Here is an 18,009-nt window from a genome sequence, read left to right as displayed (position 1 = left end):
CAAAAAAAATCTATTTATAGATAGATTCAAAAAGAAAACTCGCCGCTTTCGCTACTCTAGGGATTGTATAGTTAAAACTTGGGGCGGTGTCGCATCAGGAGGATAAAGAAAATCAAGATTAACCTCTCGGATGGATCTCGCTGGAATTTCTATTTTTAATAAAGATTCACCTTGTTGACCGCGCCGTTGCACTAGGTGAAAATAGCGAGTATTCGATAAACTTCCCGCATCTCGATAAGCGACTCGTACCGTACCTCGGAAAAATACTTGACCTTGTGCTGGTTCTACGAAGAATAACCGATCGCTGTATCGATCATCAATAACGGGTGTTTGCAAAGATACAGAAATGGTTTGAGGTCGATCAGAAGGGTTATACAAAGGGAAAGTTAAATTGTAGTGTACCCCATAATTCCCATGTGCTTGATATGCCGTATCAGGATAGCGAACTAACATCGGTGCGCTTTGAACTTGTTTCGTACCAAATGTTGCGGCTGTAACCGTACTTAAAGGATAAGAAAGAGCTTTTCCTTTTTTGGGAATTGTTAAATGAGAGGTTTTTGGTTGATCGGTGACTCTGGCAAACCATTCCGAACCAACCGAAATACCCGCGACACGACCATAAATTTTATCTTGTTCATCACGCCCAAACCGTTCGGGAGGGGTTGGAACTAAATCTCTTGGACTGACCAGTTTTCCTTTAATTAATACCTTTTTCCATTCTTCAATAGTTGGCCCACGCAAGAGGACAGATGGAGTAATATTGCGATCTTTGTCATGGGGTTTGGGTTTATGATTTTTGGGAATTTCTACCATTGCTGACAAAGCCATATTAGCCAGATAAACAGGGCCACTGCTATCAACACGCATTAAGGTCGAGCGTGCGCTACGATTAGGAATTAGTAGGGTAAATAACATCTGGCTTTGATGTGGCCCGATAATGATCTGACTTGGAAATTGAGGTTGATTTCTTCTTCTGAGAATATCACTCATTAATCTAGAGCCAGGGCCTGAATAAAACCGACCCACTGGATCTTCTACTAGAGGAGGTAGTTCAATAAAAGGTGCATCTGTAGAATTCAAATAGCTGACCGCTTGTAAAACTCGAACGATGATCGGTTTTGAAGTGGGGTTATGAATCAGTAATCCTTGATAAAGAGGCCGTTTGCTACTAGAAGGACGAGCAATATGATGCGTAAAAATATCAAAGCGACCTTGTAGCGGTTGGTTAAGATGAGCGTTAGGAAATTGTTTCCCAGTTTGGGGAAAAGTAGAAAGCAATATTCCTTCATGATGAATCACTTCTGGACTGTTGCTATTAAAAACCAAAACATCATTGAGTCGCCCTGGTAAAGTCCGAATTTCTTGGGACTGGGTAATAAATCGTTGTTCGATGGGGGCTACGGTTGCTGTCGCTTGGGCAATCAGAGAGGGGGGGATAAACGGTAACATAACAGACAAGTCAACAGTCACAAGTTAGTCGACAAAAATACTGAGCCATCAAAAGAGAGGATTTTTCAATCTTCTAAACAAATATAAGCCATAGTGTCTGAAAATTCAAATAAAATTAACCTTAAACTCTTATTCCTTCTAGCACGGCGGTTTAAAGACTTAAACAGTCATGTTTATAGACAAAAGCAAGTCAAAGATTGTTTCCTTTGATCCTTAAAATCGAGTTCTATCGTATCACTACAGAGTGACATTCAAAATTGACTTTTTCTTAATGGTTCGGCTTTTTCATCAAATCCTTTAGGAATAGGCTATTGCAAGAAAACTGAGAATTACGTTAAATTTAATTAAGATACAAAAGCTGTTGATAACAAATCGGCTTTAACTGTGCTACTAGCATTGACAAAAGTAGCAAGATAAGATAGCGAACTAAAATTTGCTTTTACAAGAGAGATACCTAAAAAAACATGAAAATTTCTTGGCGAACTGTACTACTTTGGATATTACCTATCTTGTTTATCGGATTTTTCCTTTGGCAAGGGACTTTCGCAACGGCGACTTCAACGATCGGTAATAATACTGCTAGTACCCGCATGACTTACGGACGTTTTCTAGAATATTTAGATACTAACCGAGTCATCAGCGTTGATTTATATGAGAGTGGCAGAACAGCCATTGTCCAAGCGGTTGATCCAGAACTCGAAAATCGTATCCAACGTCTAAGAGTCGATCTCCCTTCAAATTCTCCAGATTTAATTGCTAAATTAAGAGATTCAAACATTAGTTTTGATATTCATCCCCTTCGCAATGATGGCGCAATATGGGGCTTATTAGGTAATCTAATCTTCCCATTTCTCCTAATTGCGGCTCTCTTTTTCCTATTCCGTCGCTCAAGTAATATCCCTGGTGGCCCTGGTCAAGCGATGAGTTTTGGTAAATCTCGCGCCCGTTTCCAGATGGAAGCAAAAACGGGAATTACTTTTGATGATGTAGCAGGAATTGATGAAGCAAAAGAAGAATTACAAGAAGTTGTAACCTTTCTTAAACAACCCGAACGCTTTACCGCAGTTGGTGCCAAAATTCCTAAAGGTGTTCTCCTAGTTGGGCCCCCAGGGACAGGTAAAACACTGTTAGCCAAAGCGATCGCAGGTGAAGCGGGAGTACCTTTCTTTAGTATCTCTGGTTCTGAGTTCGTCGAAATGTTTGTCGGGGTTGGTGCTTCTCGCGTCCGTGACCTATTTAAAAAAGCGAAAGAAAATGCCCCCTGTTTGATCTTTATCGATGAAATTGACGCAGTAGGTCGTCAACGGGGTGCGGGTATCGGTGGTGGTAACGATGAACGGGAACAAACCCTAAACCAGTTACTGACCGAAATGGATGGTTTTGAAGGCAATACTGGAATCATTATTATTGCAGCAACCAACCGCCCTGATGTCCTCGACTCTGCTTTAATGCGTCCAGGTCGTTTTGACCGTCAAGTGATCGTCGATGCGCCAGACTTTAAAGGTCGTATTGGTATTCTAGATGTTCACGCTCGTAACAAAAAATTAGCCCCAGAAGTTTCTATTGAAGCGATCGCTCGTCGTACCCCCGGTTTTAGTGGTGCAGACTTAGCGAACTTAATGAACGAAGCGGCAATTTTAACAGCGCGTCGTCGTAAAGAAGCGATCACCATGTTAGAAGTAGATGATGCAGTTGATCGCGTTGTCGCAGGGATGGAAGGAACCCCCCTTGTTGATAGTAAGAGTAAGCGGTTAATTGCCTATCATGAAGTGGGTCATGCGATCGTCGGCACATTACTTAAAGATCATGATCCCGTCCAAAAAGTTACTCTGATCCCCAGAGGACAAGCACAGGGTTTAACATGGTTTACTCCCAATGAAGAACAAGGACTTACCACTAAAGCGCAACTCTTGGCTAGAATTAGTGGTGCTTTGGGTGGACGTGCTGCCGAAGAAGAAATCTTTGGTTATGATGAAGTGACCACAGGTGCAGGTGGCGACTTACAACAGGTTGCTGAAATGGCGCGTCAGATGGTAACTCGTTTTGGCATGAGTGATCTTGGCCCCTTGTCTCTAGAAAGCCCTGGTGGAGAAGTCTTTTTAGGCGGTGGTTTGATGAACCGTGTTGAATATTCCGAAAAGGTAGCAACACGCATTGATGATCAAGTCAGAGGCATTGTTGAACACGCTCATCAAATCGCTAAACAAATTATGCGCGAAAATCGTGAGGTAATCGATCGTTTAGTGGATCTATTGATTGAAAGAGAAACGATCAACGGCGAGGAATTTCGTCAAATTGTGGCTGAATACACTCATGTTCCTGAAAAAGAACAGTTTGTCCCTCAGTTGTAATTAAATAGTTAATCGATAAATTATCGGGGTTTGATTGTCAAGCCCTGATTTTTTTCTAACGCTCTTTTGTTCTATCTAACTCTTATCCTGTAAGCAGTAGAGATGATTTTTAAATAGATACTTCTATCAATTTTCTATTTACCTCTACTGTACTAATCGATTTTACTACGGTTAAGGGTTTGGAAAAAAGACAATTTTAGCCATGATCGCTAGGATTCCTGCGGCAAAAACCCCAACAACGCTAAAAATCCCAAAGGTAATCGTGTTGAGACGGGTATTTGTATCATCAATTCGTTTATTTGTGTCATCGAGTCGTTTTACAATGCCCCTTAACTGCTCATCCGTTTTAGCGATATAAACATCTAGTTTCTTGTCAACACTATCTATTTTTCGGTCTAACTCGCTAAACCGATTGTTAATAAGATCTTCTAATCGTTTTAAATCACCTTCCGTAACTGTGGTCATTTTGCTAAACTCCTAAATAACCTGAGTTTTGTTTAAGCATGAAGATCAGAAAGTAAATTTAATTCAAAATTAGATAAATCAAGGGAAGGTTTTTTAGGTTGATGAGTATAAGCGACCAAAGCAGCAACCAAATTAATCATGAAATTAATAGGACTACGATGACGAGTATGTTCAAGCTGAGTTTGATTTTTCAACTGGTCATTAATGGTTTCGCTCAAAGCCCGTTTTCGGAGCAAAAGTTTATCGTAAAGTTTAAGTAGCCGAGGCTTCATGTTGCTTCGACAGGTGGTGAACAATTCAATTCCTCTTTGAAAAAGTTGCTCGAACAGAGATTGTGAAAGATAGCCACGATCACCGAAAAGTTTGCCCGATAGTCCTTTAACCATTTGAGGGACAGGTTTTCGGTCATCGACATTCCCTGGAGTGATATGGAAAGCCAACAACTCACCACAATCATTCACGATTAGATGTACTTTAAAGCCGAAAAACCAGTCAATGGAAGTCTTGCCTCGTTGTGCCAACCCCCGCAAAACTCGATGACGGTTGATTCGACGATTGTGGCAGACTGAGATTTTGGTTGAGTCGATGAAACTAATTCCTGTTACTTGACCCCGACGGGAGAGAAGATAGGCACATAACGGGATGAAAGTTCTCGGCATGATTTGGACAAAACGATTGTAACTGACTAAGTTGGGAAAACAGGCGCGATGATAGTGCTGTATAAATTGGTAGTAACTTTTAAAGGTGCGAAATCCCGATGCTTGAAAAACAATGATGATGGTGAGTTTTTCGGATAAGCATAATTGTCCTGCTCGATTTCTAGTTTTTTTGCCCTCTTGCAATCAGCTTTTCTGCCACTTAGGTTCAAAGTTGGTACAGAAATCATCGATTTTAACAAACATCTCCGTTATGATTGATTCAAACATTTTTCGCTCTCTCATTCTTCATTTTTGCTTAGAGAGAGCATTTTCTCTAATTTCTCGACTTTTGGCTATCCTCTTATCCAAAACTCAGGTTAATTAAGTTAAAGATTTTTCTAGTCCCTTTAGAGTTCTGACCTCTAGGGGACTATTCATATGATCGGCTATTTCAAACTACCTGCTTTCCTTGACTTAAGGCACGTTTAAGCACCAAGTAGAAAGACTAGACAATCGTTACATAAATATGTACTATAATAAAAGTACAATTTTTAAGTAGCTGTACCTACCTTATATTTCTCTAAAAGCTGAAAAAAGGCTTTTTGTCTGGCTTCTATTTCTTCAGTAGAAAACGTTTGCTTAATTCCTGTCATGATCGGAGAAGCTGCATCAATGGTTTCACGATATTTCGTTAAAGCCGCAATTAGTTCGGGATCATTCCAGTTAATCTGATCGTATTGCAGTTTAAGAGCCATTGGTAAAACTCCGTGCATTGTAGTATAAATAAAGTTACCCTTTTTTTACCAAATGTCAGAGATAAAAAACCAGCTAAAACAAGAATTAGCTGATGTTGAATGGCGTGATCTGATTTCCCATGCTCAACGCGATGTTTTAATTGTGGTTAATGCTTCACTCAATCTGCTAAAAGTTGGAGAAGCGATCGCCACTGATCAAGTTAATTTAGTCCAAAATTGGATTAGCCAAAATCTGATACATAAACCGACTCCTAAACAATTAAGCGACTGGAATAGTACTCCAGAAAGACAATTTAGCACTTTGATTGTACAGCCGTTTGTGCTTGTTCAGTCTGCTAATGCCTCTGAATTAGAATAGAAAATAGATATCTTTGGGACACGCCGTTAATGTTAGTACAATCTCAAACAGAAGTTTTACAGTTTCTTGGTTCAGAAGCGATTACACCCTATGAAACTGCAAAAGTCGTTATTTTACCGATTCCCTATGAAGCGACCACAACCTATCGCAAAGGGTGTGAAAATGGGCCTGATGCTTTTCTAGATGCTTCACAACAGTTAGAAGCGTATGATGAAGAGTTAGAGCAAGAAACCTGTGTAGAATTGGGTATCTATACTCATGATTCGATTGCTGATACGCGCCGTAACCCTTCTCTAACTGCCGAAGAAATGTTAGAGGAAACCACCGCAACCGTAGCGAGACTGATTGCTGATGATAAGTTTGTGGTAGCCGTTGGGGGAGAACACGCGATTACTACAGGTGTTGTCAAAGCGTATCTAGAAGCATTAAACGAACCCTTTACCGTGATTCAAATTGACGCACATGGGGATATGCGTTATGAGTACGAAGACTCGTTACATAATCATGCTTGTGTGATGCGTCGCGTTATAGAAATGGGTTTACCGACACTTCCTGTTGGAATTCGTGCGATTTGTTCTGAAGAAGCATCCTTAATTAAAGAAAAACAAATTCCTGTGGTTTGGGCGAGAAATACAGCTTATGATCCAGATTGGGTCGAAAAAGCGATCGCACAGATTAAAACGGAAAAAGTTTTTATTACCATTGATGTTGATGGCATCGATCCCACTTTAATCCCAGGAGTCGGTACCCCCGAACCAGGCGGCTTAAATTGGTATGATACCCTGAAATTTTTACGGCGCGTCTGTGAAACCCATCATGTGATCGGATGTGATGTGATGGAACTTGCCCCAATAGTCGATTCTGTGGTATCTGAATTTACAACAGCCAAGTTAATCTATAAGTTAATTGGATATCGCTTTAAATAAAATGATGATAGGTGAGATAGGCCAAACTCACCTATTATTTAGAAATATTATCTAATAACTTCAAAATTATAACAATGGATCATAATAATACACGCAGACAAAAACTAGCAAAATTAGTCAAAGCTCAAAATACAGTAAAAGAAAAAATCGAAAAAACTTTAGATGCTTGGAATGTTGTAGAAAAATTGACGGGAACAGTTGATGCGCCTCTAGATTGGTCTAGTGAACACGATCATTATCTGTATGGTACACCAAAGCTTTTTATCAACAACTTGACTAATCCCGAATAATTAAACGATCTAAAGCAGTCTGTAAATCTTGTGTTAAAGAAGCAACAGCATGACGACGATTTTTCTTATAATCTAAAGCACGATCGCTTACTGAAATCGGTTCACCAATGGTAATTTGTACGGTTTGTTTACCCAATTGGGGACGGAAAAAAGAACTTTCCCCTTTAATTCGGGCGACTAAATCCCATAATAATAAGGTTGTTTCGGCAAAGCGTTCAGCAATCAGTTTTTCCTTGACATAATAACCCGTTACTGCTACAAAACTTTCAACAATTCTCATATGCCACATCATTAACTCGGCTTCTTCGGCAACGCGATCGGCTAATCCTCGTTCTACAATAGATAAGGGATGTGTGGGTTTTAATTCGAGTCGATAAATATAATCCCATCCTGCTTGTTCAATGCGACGACAGCGATCAATAACATTCCCTGTTGGTTCTAAATTAAAATAGTCTTCAGATACACTTAAAGCAGTATTGAGTAAATTTTGTAGTCGAATTCCTAACGCTAAATTCGGGTTATTAATCGTTTGTGTATCGAGTTGGGGAATCGTTTTATGATAAAAGTCTCGATAGAATTCTTCAATGGTTTTTAATAAATATTCTGCTAGTTGATAAAGTCTTTGATATAAAACAGTTTCATTTAGACTCGGTTGACTGGGTGGAGTTAACCCGCTTTCGGTTTCGAGTTGGCTTAGGAGATTCGATATTTTTTCCCAAGGCGGTGTGAAATAATGATACTGGATGCCGATGGGAACGATTAACACTGACTCAGTGCGTTTAGCTTTTTGTAAATCTTCGACACACCAGAAACTCAGTTGAGAGAGTCCTGGTTCTAAAGGACTAATGATCTCATTATGCCCATTGGTTGCACCTTCGGGAGAAGCAGCTAAGGGAAATTCACCATCAGTAAAAAGATGACGCGCTGATCTTAATCCCATTAAATCCATTTTACCCCGTTGAATCGAAGTGCCACCCAAGCGAGAATACAGCCATCCTACCTTTTCCCCTGCCCAAATAGGAATCCCACGATCGTACATAAAATGAGCATGAATTGGCTTTTTTAAAGGAATTTTCTTTTGTTTTGCGACTTGCGGGATAATGCGCCACCATAAATAGGCTAAACAATAGGGATCATTAATATTAGGATGACGAAATGCCATCAAAAAGCGAATTTTCTTTTCTTGAAATTGCTGATAACACTCTACTAATGTCTCAACACCTTGACAATTAATCTCTCCTACTTCGGTTTGTGTCTGTAACCAAAATGGGAGAATGATTTGAGATCCTTTTAATACCCAAGGATTTAACATTGGGGAAATAAATTCTAAGGGAGGCTGCGCGTGTCTATATTTTTGATTCATTACTTGATAAAAGATGTTTTTATTATTTAATTTTTTTATAATTTTAGTAGCTAAATGAATTCGTTTTATCAAAATTTAGTTTTATTTTAATGAAATTGCGCTCATTTTTTTCTTTTCCTCGTTTACCTTATGCAATTTGGCTTCTTGCGATGGGGCGATTTTTATCAGAAGTCGGAACAGGTTTTATTTTATTCTATACGCCTATTTTTTTCGTCAATGAAGTTGGTTTATCTTCTACCTTAGTTGGAATTGCTTTAGGAAGTGCTTCTGTTTCTGGTGTGGTTGGACGCTTTTTAGGCGGATCTTTATCTGATTCACCTCATTGGGGAAGACGGAAAACTTTACTTTCATCGGCATTAATTTCTGCAATCGCTGATCTCATTTTAGCTTTTTCTCATAATTTTTCTTCATTAGTGTTCGGAAATTTATTAATGGGTTTTGGCATGGGGTTATATTGGCCCGCAAATGAAACAATGGTTGCTGATCTAACGACAGGTGAGCAAAGAAATGAAGCGTTTGCAATGACTCGTTTAGCTGATAGTTTAGGGTTAAGTCTGGGTGTAATGTTAGGGGGGATAATTATTACTACCTCACAAAATTATCGGTTATTGTTTATCATTGATAGTGTTTCTTTCCTGCTCTTTTTCTTGTTGATTTATTTTACGATTAAAGAACCAAAACGATTAGAAAAAGAATCTATTCCCATCCTTAAAGGTTGGCAAATAGCTTTTAAAGATTCTCGTCTTAGATTATATTTTATCGCTAATATTTTTTTTACAACTTATTTAGCACAACTCCAAACGACTTTACCACTTTATTTCAAAAACTTTACATCAGATGGAGGTTTCACCGCCGCTATTATCAGTGCTTTATTTAGTTGGTATATCGTTAGTATGGCGATTAGTCAATTACCGATCGCTCGTTTCTTGAATCGTTTCAATCGCATCAACGCCTTACGGTTTTCTTTATTATTTTGGGGACTTGGTTTTAGTGTAATTTGGTTAACTGGAATTCTAGCAACTTCGCCTCTAATTTTGGCAATTATTGGATTAGGGATTCTAGCGATTGCGACCGTTTCTTATACACCCTCAGCATCTTCTTTAGTGGCTGAAATTGCACCAGCCAATTTATTAGGGATTTATTTTTCGATTAATGCTCAATGTTGGGCAATCGGTTATTTTATCGGCCCCTTAATTGGTGGTTTTATTTTAGATCAATCTCCTCTAGTCATTAAAAGTTATTGGTTAATCGTAGGTTTAAGTGTTTGTTTTTGTTTAGTGATATTTTCGTTTTTAGAAAAAATGATGCCGAAGTCTTCAACTTAAAGAGATGCAGATAACGCTTTAACTAAACGTTCGTTTTCGTCGGGTGAACGAACCGCAATCCGAAAATAAGCATCGCTTAATTCAGCAAAACTCAAGCAATCTCGAATTAAAATCTGATGCTGTTTTAATAGTATTTCTTGAAGTTGAGAACTAGCTAAATCGGTTTTCACTAATAGATAATTCGCTTTGCCTAAAATCGGTTTTAATCCTGAGATATTTACTAAATTTTGAAATAATGTCTTTCTAGCGGGTAACAACCAATCCCATGTTAACTGTTGAAAGTCTCGATCTTGTATCACAGTTTGAGCAACAACATCGGCTAAACTATTGATTGACCAAGGATCGCGCCATTGCTGCCATCTTTTTAAACAATCTGGATGAGCGATCGCATAACCAATCCTCAGACCGGGTAAGCTATAAAATTTAGTTAGTGAGCGTAATATTATTAAATTTGGATAATCTTGTACATACTCAATTAGACTTTCTTGCTGTTGTGGGGGTAGAAAGTCCATAAACGCCTCATCTATCACCACTAAGCCAAAACTATCTAAATAAGGGAAAATTTGGGCTTGTGAGAATAAATGTCCTGTCGGATTATGGGGATTATTCAAGAGTAAGCCACATTGATCGAGATTTGATGATGTGATTTCCCAATTTCCTTGATCGATATCTAAAGGAATCAATTGAACGGATGCACTAAAAGCTTTTAACGCCCTGCTATAGTCTCCAAAAGCAGGACTCAGTATGTAAGTTGTCTCTTTTTGGGCTAAATCACGTCCAACCCAAGTCAGTAATTCAGCGACTCCATTACCCGCTAAAATCCAATCGGGGGATAAATCATGTTCTTGGGCTAAAACAGAACGTAATTGGGTGTAATTGGGATCGGGATAATGCTTGATCGTCGATAGATGAGATTGAATCGCTGCGATCGCACTTTTAGGCGGCCCTAAAGGATTAATACTAGCAGAAAAGTCAGTAATTAAAGATTCTGGACAGCCTGCTATCATAGCTGCCCAGGCTAGATTACCTCCGTGAAGTGGTCTAGTCAAATCAATAATTACTAAATCGCCATCAATTATTTTGGTGCGACTTTATCTTTAAAAAGTTTACCAGCCGAAAAAGCAGGAACTTTAGTGGCAGGAATCACCATTTTTTCATTAGTTTTAGGGTTCCGTCCTTCTCTGGCTTTGCGTTCTCTGGCTTCAAAGGAACCAAAACCGACTAAAGTTACTTTATCATCGTAGATACAGCTTCCATAATTGCTTCGATTGCTGCTGTGAGAACTGCATCAGCTTGCTTTTTAGTAACCATAGCTTTTTGAGCAATTTGATCGACTAATTCACCTTTATTCATGCGAAATCTCCTTATTATGCTATTTTTCGCGTTTTTTTACTGATGATCACTAAGTGATCAATGAGCTAAGATAATTTTCCTGTCAGTTTTCGTCCAAGAAGTGGCTGAAATCTTGACGGGCTAGTTGTTTCACTGCCTTATTCTAAGCTCAAATTGGCTATAAAGGAACACGCAAACCTTTAATTTATGTAGATTTCATCAATTTTTTAACTTTAAATTACTTAAAACCAATTAACAATTTAATTATAAAAAATAGATAATTAACGTAAAACTTAGTAAAACATAGCAATCTAGAGATTAAGTCTAAATATGTTGTTTTAATTCTAGTTTTCGGCACTAAAATCTAAATAAGATTCGATTTTAGGTAAAATTACCGTAGGAAGGGTAGTTACAATTTGATTTACAATTTCTTCGGGGGTTTGGGCGTTTTCTATAGAAATGTGTAGATCTGCCTCAGCATATAGCGATCGTCTCTGTTCCATTAAAGTCTCAAGCTTGTGTTTGAGATCGGATTCTTGTAGTAATGGGCGAGTGATATCGGTTGATAAGCGTTCAATCAGTACATTAATTGGTACATCTAACCAAATCACTAAGCCATGACGTAAATAACTCCAATTCATCCGATGAATGACGCTACCTCCCCCCGTTGCCACAACGCTTTTTGTATAAGCACAGACTTGCATCAAGATTTGAGATTCGATGTCCCTAAACTCATCTTCTCCTTGTTCTGCAAAAATCTCTGAAATACTTTGTTGTGTAACTCGTTCAATTAGAACATCTGTATCAAAAAAACGATAGTTCAGTTGTTTGGCTAAAATCTGTCCGACTGTTGTTTTACCCGTTCCCATCATGCCGACGAGAAAAATACTAAGCCCTCTAAGTAAATCTGTCATTGGTTATTCTCCGCACAAAAGACAGATTATAAATAATTGCGTGTTTTAATGACAATGTTTTTAGATGTTGTTAGACCCAATCTTCATCATCATCATTATTTTTAGGATCTTGGTTAAGATTATCAGACTCATCTCGATTGGGTGGTCTAATCACTCTAAAATCAGCATCATAAACCCTTTCACCTGATTTTGCTTGAGATTTGGTTGATTCACGATAAGTATAGGAATAAACCGAACCACTGCGTGATACATTTTGCGGTGATTGAGGAACTTCGTAATTGATTGATTCTTCGGGTTGCTCCTGTTCCTCATTAGTCGGTTTTTTCCTGAAATTTAGATCTTCTTTTAGCTCTTTTAAAGTTTCATTGATGGGCTGTGTGAGGGTGTTTTCTAATTCTTGTAGCGGTTTTTCTTCTTTAATAGGTTCGTTGGGCTCTCGAACAAATGAAGGTGCTGTGTAGGCGATGCGTTCTTGTTCTCTAATGCGTTCAGTACGAATATCTCGAATGGGGGTAGTTTGTGCGGGGGGTGATTCAATATCCCAGTCATCAAGTTCATCTCTGGGAATAGATTGATAGCTAGAACGATTCCAATCTTGTGCATTAGATGTAGAACGATAGACGGGTTCTTGTCGTTTGGGTTCTACAGGATTGATCGGACGAGGTGACGGGGAGGGTTTAAAGGATTCGACTCTAGCGCGACTGGGACGAAAAAGATTAGATAATAATTGGATGACGAGACTTCCGACTAATCCAAGACCCGTAAAAATGATAATCCAGATCGATAGAGGAAGTTTTGCGATCATGCTGCCGCCAAAAAAGACCAAGGTTACAGGTTGCAAATTTGAGACGACAAAAACCCCAAGCACAGCCAACAACAGCAAGAAAATGATTAATCGCATTGTTTTCCTAACTATCTTTATATCTTAATTCTACAAAAAGCTTTTTTTAATCTGGCTTTTGTTCTTCAGGTTGCATTGGGGATGATGAACTAATCTCGCTTTCTGGATCTAAAGGTGATTGAACCCAGTCACTCGGCACAAATCGCTCGACTGTGGGTTCGGGTGCAATCGGTTCGGGTGCGATGGGTTCGGGTACGATGACTGTGGTTGGTTCGAGTTGTTCCACTGCCATCTCAAAATCATCAATGTTGTCAAGCGTTGTTTGTTGAACGATCGGTGCAGGTTTAACGGTTTTTTTGCGGAAATTCAGGAATTTTTTAATCGAAAAACCCTCTTTAGTAGAAGTTGCTGCTTTGGCATCTGCTACAACTTCTTGAACTCCTGATTTCACTTCTGCCGCTTTTTCATCCAGTTTGTTCTCTTCGACAAAAGAAGATACTGTCTCTTCAACAGCAGAGGCAACCTCGGAGACTTTTTCAGCGACTTCTGCTTGTACCGAGGATAGGGTTTCAGTAATGGGAGCTTCTTCAGAATGGATTACGGTAGAAGGCTGTGCCATTTTGGGACTCTTAGAGGAACCTAAGAAACGCTCAATTGAATCAATAACTGAAAAAGATAAATCAATTCCTTTATCTGGATGTGCGATCGCGTCTCTAAATTTTAGCGTTTGCCAACCCAAAGCGAGCAACATAATTGTAGCCGCCATTTGACCTAATAAAACGGCTCCTGTGATCTGGGAAGCACACAACCACAAAACCAAAGCATAAAATAATCCGACTCCACTCCACAGAAAATCATCCCGACGATGCAGCGATGGGGCAAAGAAAGCGAGGCCAAATATAATTAAACTTAAGACAGCAACGACGATTGAGAGGATGTATGCCAGCATTTGCGCTTGCTCCTTTGGTATTTCTCCTTTTTCATTTTGAATCATCTTGAGCCGTTATTGACGATAATTTTGTAGTCTGTTACGTTTAAGGTCTGACTCAAAATTGATTCATTGAAAAAGAATTTACAAGTTTAGGCTAAAAAGATTTTCACTAAAAATCAATACCCATAAGTACAATCTATTTAGATTTTAAGTAGAGGTACTAGCGATCGCTTTTGTGGTGTGTGTGGGAGGTTGGGGATCAAGACAGTCTGCATACACATTCATCGTTTTGAGTAATGCAGAACCCCAGATCGTTGCAAATGCTGCGTCTGCTGCGTCTCTACCTGCTCCGATGCGAATTAAACCCTCAATAGGTGCGAGTCGAGTCGGATCAAAGAGATACCAGCGATCGCCTAAATAAGCCTCAAAAATAGCATGAAAGTCTGGGGGATATAGTCCATAGGAATAATTTGACACAAAACGCGCTGGAATATTTAAGGCACGACAAAATGCAATTCCTAAATGTGCAAAATCTCGACAGACTCCTGCTCTTTCGGTGACGGTATCAAATGCGGAGGTTTGAGCATCTGTAGTACCCGATAGATAGGCGACATTTTCATAGATCCAATTACAAATTGCCGTTACTCTAGAATATCCAGGAACTAAGTTTCCGAATTCATATTGTGTCAGACGAGATAGGCGATCGGATTGACAGTAGCGCGACGGATTAAGATAGGGTAGGGTTTCGATGGGTAATTTAGCGGGTGGTACTTCGTAAAGTAGTTCTGGATCTACTTGCATCGGAAAAGATTCAACGGTTGCTTGATAAGAGATTGCTAATTCTCCTGCGGGACATTGAATACGAATGTACTGACTATTAAAATGAGGAAGTTCATAATCTTCATGGGGAAGAGTGGGAGTAATGATTAAATTTTCTTCTAGAATCGTTTGATGGTTATTTCTCACTGGAGCAATATTAAAGAGAAAAATACTATCACTGCTCACTGAATAACTAAGTTCACAACCTACTTTAAATTTCATATTTCTTCTTTGAGAATTGTCCAAGCTTTGATTAAATTGCCTTGCATCAGTGCAGCTACACCACTGAGGGTTTTTAGTTCGGGAATATTTGGATCGAGTGTTCTGGCGGTAGAAAGAGGTTTTTCAGCTTCATGAGGGTTCCAGTCATACAAATAAACAAAAGCTAGATAAGCATAGTTATAAGGATTATTTGGCGCAATTTCAATGACTTGTTTAATGGCTGCGATCGCACCTTGTACATCTTGTTGTAGAACATTCGATAGAGCAAGCGCATAAGACCACTGAAGACGGTTACCCTGCTCATTATTTCTGAGTCGTTCCGAAAAAGCTGTATCGGCTTGTACCAGATAATCCTGATTGGCATCGTATTGATTGATTCTAGCGGTTTGTTTAAAAATTGGCTCAAGTCCTGTCATCCCTTGTGCTAAACCCGAAGAAAGTATTCTTAATTGTGTGACTAAATCTAACTCAGGTGCAGGAATTATCGGTGCTAATGGATTAATTTGAATAGTAATTGGTGGTACAGCAATTTCATAGGTTTCTTTAGTTTTTCGATTTAGATAAATTGCTTTTAGAGTATAGTTTCCTGCTTCTAAATTTCCATCGGCTAACATGGCTGTTCTTTCAATGACTTCATAACTTTTTTGAGAATCAACTGGTTTTAAAGCATCTTTACGCAGTCTTCCCATCCCAATACCATGATCATGTATCCAAAATGATCTAGTTCCGTCTTTTTGCCAAGTTAATAAAACAATACCATTTTGTAATTGTTCCCAAGAACCTGTCCATTTATAGGTGATAGGTATCGGTTGATTGGGTGGTACAATTTGTGGGGTAATAACATCCTCTAATTTAACTAAATTGGTTGCTGTCTCAGAAGGAGAAACGATTACAGATGGATATTGTTTAGTATATAGAAATAAGTTACTTTGATCGGGTAATGCCCATTGTTGCTGTAGTTTAAAATCGCTCCTTTGTTCAACTCGTTTAACAATTAGTTTTTGTGCGTCTGGAATTGAACCTTGATCGCCACTTTTGGTAATAAACCAGTCAAGCGAGCGCGCATCTTGTTCTACTTCTTTTTCTCTGACTCCGACTTGTCTTCCTGATACTTGTGATTTATATTTACCTCCATAAAATGAAAAGGTATGCTGATTAAGTTGAGGGGTAGAAGGAAGTACCCCTAAAGTTGTCTGTAAATAGGGAGAATTTTCAATAATTTCTTGTATCACTTCTTCATGATGCCAAGGTTCGCCAACATAAGGATGATGCTGCATTTTTGGACTCAAAATATTAGCCACTGCATCACCCCCAATAGGAAACATATTAAACAGCATTAAAACCGCACCTAGTCCTACGGTGAGAGAGCGAATTATCTTTGACCAACGACCTCGCCAAGACAGTAAACCCACTGCTAATATAATAGATAAAGTCGGAAGAAGCGGTAAAATATAACGCGCATCTTTATTGATATTTAAAGAATTTAATAAATAGCCACCCACTAAAAATAGAACAAGCCAAAACCATTTAGAACTGGGAGAAACTTGTTGTTTTTTCTTCCAATAAAACCAAGCCATTAAAAAGCCAACGATGGGAACTAAGAGTAAAACCCAAGAGAGAAAATAAGGTAAAACTTTAAAGTAGTATGTCCAAGCATCGATAGTATTAAGTGCGGGATCACCTTCAATAAGAGCAGAATCAACAGTCGCTCTTTTTCCAGAGGTTAACATTAGTAACCAATTGGTACGAAACCAAGGAAAAACGATTAGTGTGGAGATTAATAAGCTAATAACTAACTGACTTAATCTCAGCCATTTTTTGTGTATAAAATGGACAAAAAATAAATATACAATTGGAATAAAGATAAAAAATAATGTGGTTTGTTTAACTAAAAAAGCTAAACCAAAAGAAAGACCAAATAAAACCGCTTTTAACCAACTTAATTTATGGGAAAAATGCCACAAAGTCAGTAAGCAAAAACTACCAGTAACAACAGATGCTAAAGGAAAATCTAATAAAAATTCTAATCTGTAATAATATAAACCTGGTATAAATAAACAAAGAATCGCTGCCCATAAACTTACCGAAACATTAAATAGAATAATACCTAAACTATAGACTGAAACTAAAAGAATAGCACTATAGAACAACATAATTAGAGCGGCTGAATCTACACTTACTCCAAATAAGGTAAAAAAAGGAGAAGTTAAAACATAATGTAAAGGAGGAATTTTTGGCGAAATTAACCAAAATTGTCGCCACCATTCACTACTTAACCAATTAGGTTGTTGTAGGATTTCCCAATAATTAACAACTCCATTTAGATAATCCGCTTGATCCCATGCTGGTATACTCCGATCAAGAGAAAACCAGATCTGATCAATTAATGCACCAATTAGCCAAATAATTCCAAGAAAGATTAACCCTTGCTTGTAGTCTAGTTCTTTTTTATCCTTCATTGAGCGCATGACTTTTTAGATTTTTAATCATTTTAATATGTTGAATCCCTGCTTCATCAAATGGCGTACCAACCGCTTGAAATCCTAAGTTCTTATAAAGGCTTTTAATATATACTTGAGCATTGACGACAACTTTTTGAGTATTTTTGTTCCTAGAAATTAACTCTAAAGCAGTTTCCATTAATGTTGTGCCAATTCCTAAACCACGAACATCAGACAAAACAGCTAATCTTTCAATCTTAGCGGTTTCGGGATCAATTTGTCTAATTCTTGCTGTTCCTATAGGTTTGTTATCAAAATAAGCTAAAAGATGAATTGCACTTTCATCTAATCCATCAAATTCCAATTCAGCAGCAACCGCTTGTTCAATCTGAAACACTTGATAACGAATATTTTTTATTGATTCTATGGCTTCGGTATAAGCTACTATTTTAATTTCTAGATGAGAGATCATAGAAAGTGTTTTTGTGAAAAATTAACTTTATTATCAACCCAAAAATAAATGATACCAAATTAAAATGAATAGAACTCTTTTAAATGAACCAAACCATCTTTTTGAATGGATTTGGTG

Annotated in this window: 17 protein-coding genes and 1 pseudogene; 5 read left to right on the top strand and 13 right to left on the bottom strand. The window is 38.3% G+C overall.

What is annotated here, in order from left to right:
- Positions 1 to 51 precede the first annotated feature (51 nt).
- Complete coding sequence (locus tag CFPU101_RS11915) at positions 52 to 1,449, bottom strand: DUF3370 domain-containing protein (RefSeq protein WP_206815648.1); 1,398 nt, start codon at positions 1,447 to 1,449, stop codon at positions 52 to 54.
- Between the two features lie 464 nt (positions 1,450 to 1,913).
- Between CFPU101_RS11915 and ftsH2 the strand changes: the two genes are divergently transcribed.
- Positions 1,914 to 3,800, top strand: coding sequence for an ATP-dependent zinc metalloprotease FtsH2 (gene ftsH2 / locus CFPU101_RS11910; RefSeq protein WP_206815565.1), 1,887 nt, complete (start codon positions 1,914 to 1,916; stop codon positions 3,798 to 3,800).
- A 171-nt stretch (positions 3,801 to 3,971) separates the two neighbouring features.
- Here the strand turns inward: ftsH2 and CFPU101_RS11905 are convergent, their stop codons facing one another.
- From CFPU101_RS11905 to CFPU101_RS11895, 3 genes are all read right to left on the bottom strand, one after another.
- Complete coding sequence (locus CFPU101_RS11905; RefSeq protein ID WP_206815564.1) at positions 3,972 to 4,265, bottom strand: hypothetical protein; 294 nt, start codon at positions 4,263 to 4,265, stop codon at positions 3,972 to 3,974.
- Positions 4,266 to 4,297: 32 nt separating this feature from the next.
- A complete protein-coding gene (locus CFPU101_RS11900) occupies positions 4,298 to 5,107 on the bottom strand; it encodes an IS982 family transposase (protein WP_374191949.1) in 810 nt (269 codons plus the stop codon).
- 347 nt (positions 5,108 to 5,454) lie between these two features.
- A complete protein-coding gene (locus CFPU101_RS11895) occupies positions 5,455 to 5,658 on the bottom strand; it encodes a hypothetical protein (protein WP_206815563.1) in 204 nt (67 codons plus the stop codon).
- Positions 5,659 to 5,710: 52 nt separating this feature from the next.
- Here CFPU101_RS11895 and CFPU101_RS11890 point away from each other — a divergent pair, with 52 nt between their 5' ends.
- The 3 genes from CFPU101_RS11890 to CFPU101_RS11880 all read left to right on the top strand — a co-directional run bounded on the left by CFPU101_RS11890 (position 5,711) and on the right by CFPU101_RS11880 (position 7,232).
- Entirely contained in the window at positions 5,711 to 6,016 is a 306-nt protein-coding gene (locus CFPU101_RS11890) for a DUF2288 domain-containing protein (protein ID WP_206815562.1), read from the top strand.
- A gap of 29 nt (positions 6,017 to 6,045) precedes the next feature.
- The gene (gene speB, locus CFPU101_RS11885; RefSeq protein ID WP_206815561.1) at positions 6,046 to 6,942 is read left to right on the top strand and encodes an agmatinase; all 897 of its coding nucleotides are present in this window, start codon (positions 6,046 to 6,048) and stop codon (positions 6,940 to 6,942) included.
- A gap of 74 nt (positions 6,943 to 7,016) precedes the next feature.
- The gene (locus tag CFPU101_RS11880) at positions 7,017 to 7,232 is read left to right on the top strand and encodes a hypothetical protein (RefSeq protein WP_206815560.1); all 216 of its coding nucleotides are present in this window, start codon (positions 7,017 to 7,019) and stop codon (positions 7,230 to 7,232) included.
- On the opposite strand, the gene CFPU101_RS11875 is transcribed toward CFPU101_RS11880, so the two are convergent.
- Positions 7,219 to 8,595 (bottom strand): 1-acyl-sn-glycerol-3-phosphate acyltransferase, encoded by a 1,377-nt coding sequence (locus CFPU101_RS11875; protein ID WP_206815559.1) that lies wholly within the window; start codon positions 8,593 to 8,595, stop codon positions 7,219 to 7,221. The two genes, CFPU101_RS11880 and CFPU101_RS11875, sit on opposite strands and share 14 nt — an antisense overlap.
- Positions 8,596 to 8,684: 89 nt before the next feature.
- Between CFPU101_RS11875 and CFPU101_RS11870 the strand changes: the two genes are divergently transcribed.
- Positions 8,685 to 9,920, top strand: a complete 1,236-nt coding sequence (locus tag CFPU101_RS11870; protein WP_206815558.1) for an MFS transporter — start codon at positions 8,685 to 8,687, stop codon at positions 9,918 to 9,920.
- Here CFPU101_RS11870 and cobD read toward each other — a convergent pair.
- The 8 genes and pseudogenes from cobD to CFPU101_RS11830 form a co-directional block, all read right to left on the bottom strand.
- Complete coding sequence (cobD, locus tag CFPU101_RS11865) at positions 9,917 to 10,969, bottom strand: threonine-phosphate decarboxylase CobD (RefSeq protein ID WP_206815557.1); 1,053 nt, start codon at positions 10,967 to 10,969, stop codon at positions 9,917 to 9,919. The genes CFPU101_RS11870 and cobD overlap by 4 nt on opposite strands.
- A gap of 26 nt (positions 10,970 to 10,995) precedes the next feature.
- Positions 10,996 to 11,273, bottom strand: a pseudogene (locus CFPU101_RS11860) (HU family DNA-binding protein).
- A gap of 323 nt (positions 11,274 to 11,596) precedes the next feature.
- Positions 11,597 to 12,166: a shikimate kinase gene (locus CFPU101_RS11855; RefSeq protein ID WP_206815556.1), complete on the bottom strand. Its 570-nt coding sequence runs from the start codon at positions 12,164 to 12,166 to the stop codon at positions 11,597 to 11,599.
- Positions 12,167 to 12,236: 70 nt separating this feature from the next.
- Positions 12,237 to 13,067, bottom strand: coding sequence for a lipopolysaccharide assembly LapA domain-containing protein (locus CFPU101_RS11850; protein WP_206815555.1), 831 nt, complete (start codon positions 13,065 to 13,067; stop codon positions 12,237 to 12,239).
- Between the two features lie 46 nt (positions 13,068 to 13,113).
- Positions 13,114 to 14,001: a Ycf66 family protein gene (locus CFPU101_RS11845; protein WP_206815554.1), complete on the bottom strand. Its 888-nt coding sequence runs from the start codon at positions 13,999 to 14,001 to the stop codon at positions 13,114 to 13,116.
- Positions 14,002 to 14,145: 144 nt separating this feature from the next.
- The gene (locus CFPU101_RS11840) at positions 14,146 to 14,979 is read right to left on the bottom strand and encodes a transglutaminase family protein (protein WP_206815553.1); all 834 of its coding nucleotides are present in this window, start codon (positions 14,977 to 14,979) and stop codon (positions 14,146 to 14,148) included.
- Positions 14,976 to 17,438 carry a glycosyltransferase family 39 protein gene (locus CFPU101_RS11835; protein ID WP_206815552.1) on the bottom strand — a complete coding sequence of 821 codons (2,463 nt, stop codon included), beginning with the start codon at positions 17,436 to 17,438 and terminating at the stop codon, positions 14,976 to 14,978. The genes CFPU101_RS11840 and CFPU101_RS11835 overlap by 4 nt, the downstream gene beginning before the upstream one ends.
- Entirely contained in the window at positions 17,428 to 17,892 is a 465-nt protein-coding gene (locus tag CFPU101_RS11830; RefSeq protein WP_307730442.1) for a GNAT family N-acetyltransferase, read from the bottom strand. The genes CFPU101_RS11835 and CFPU101_RS11830 overlap by 11 nt, the downstream gene beginning before the upstream one ends.
- Positions 17,893 to 18,009 lie beyond the last annotated feature (117 nt).

The organism is Chroococcus sp. FPU101, assembly GCF_017312365.1.
Lineage (GTDB): Bacteria > Cyanobacteriota > Cyanobacteriia > Cyanobacteriales > Microcystaceae > Chroococcus.
The sequence above is the reverse complement of the archived record's forward strand: the minus strand, read 5'-3'. Positions and strand labels throughout refer to the sequence as shown.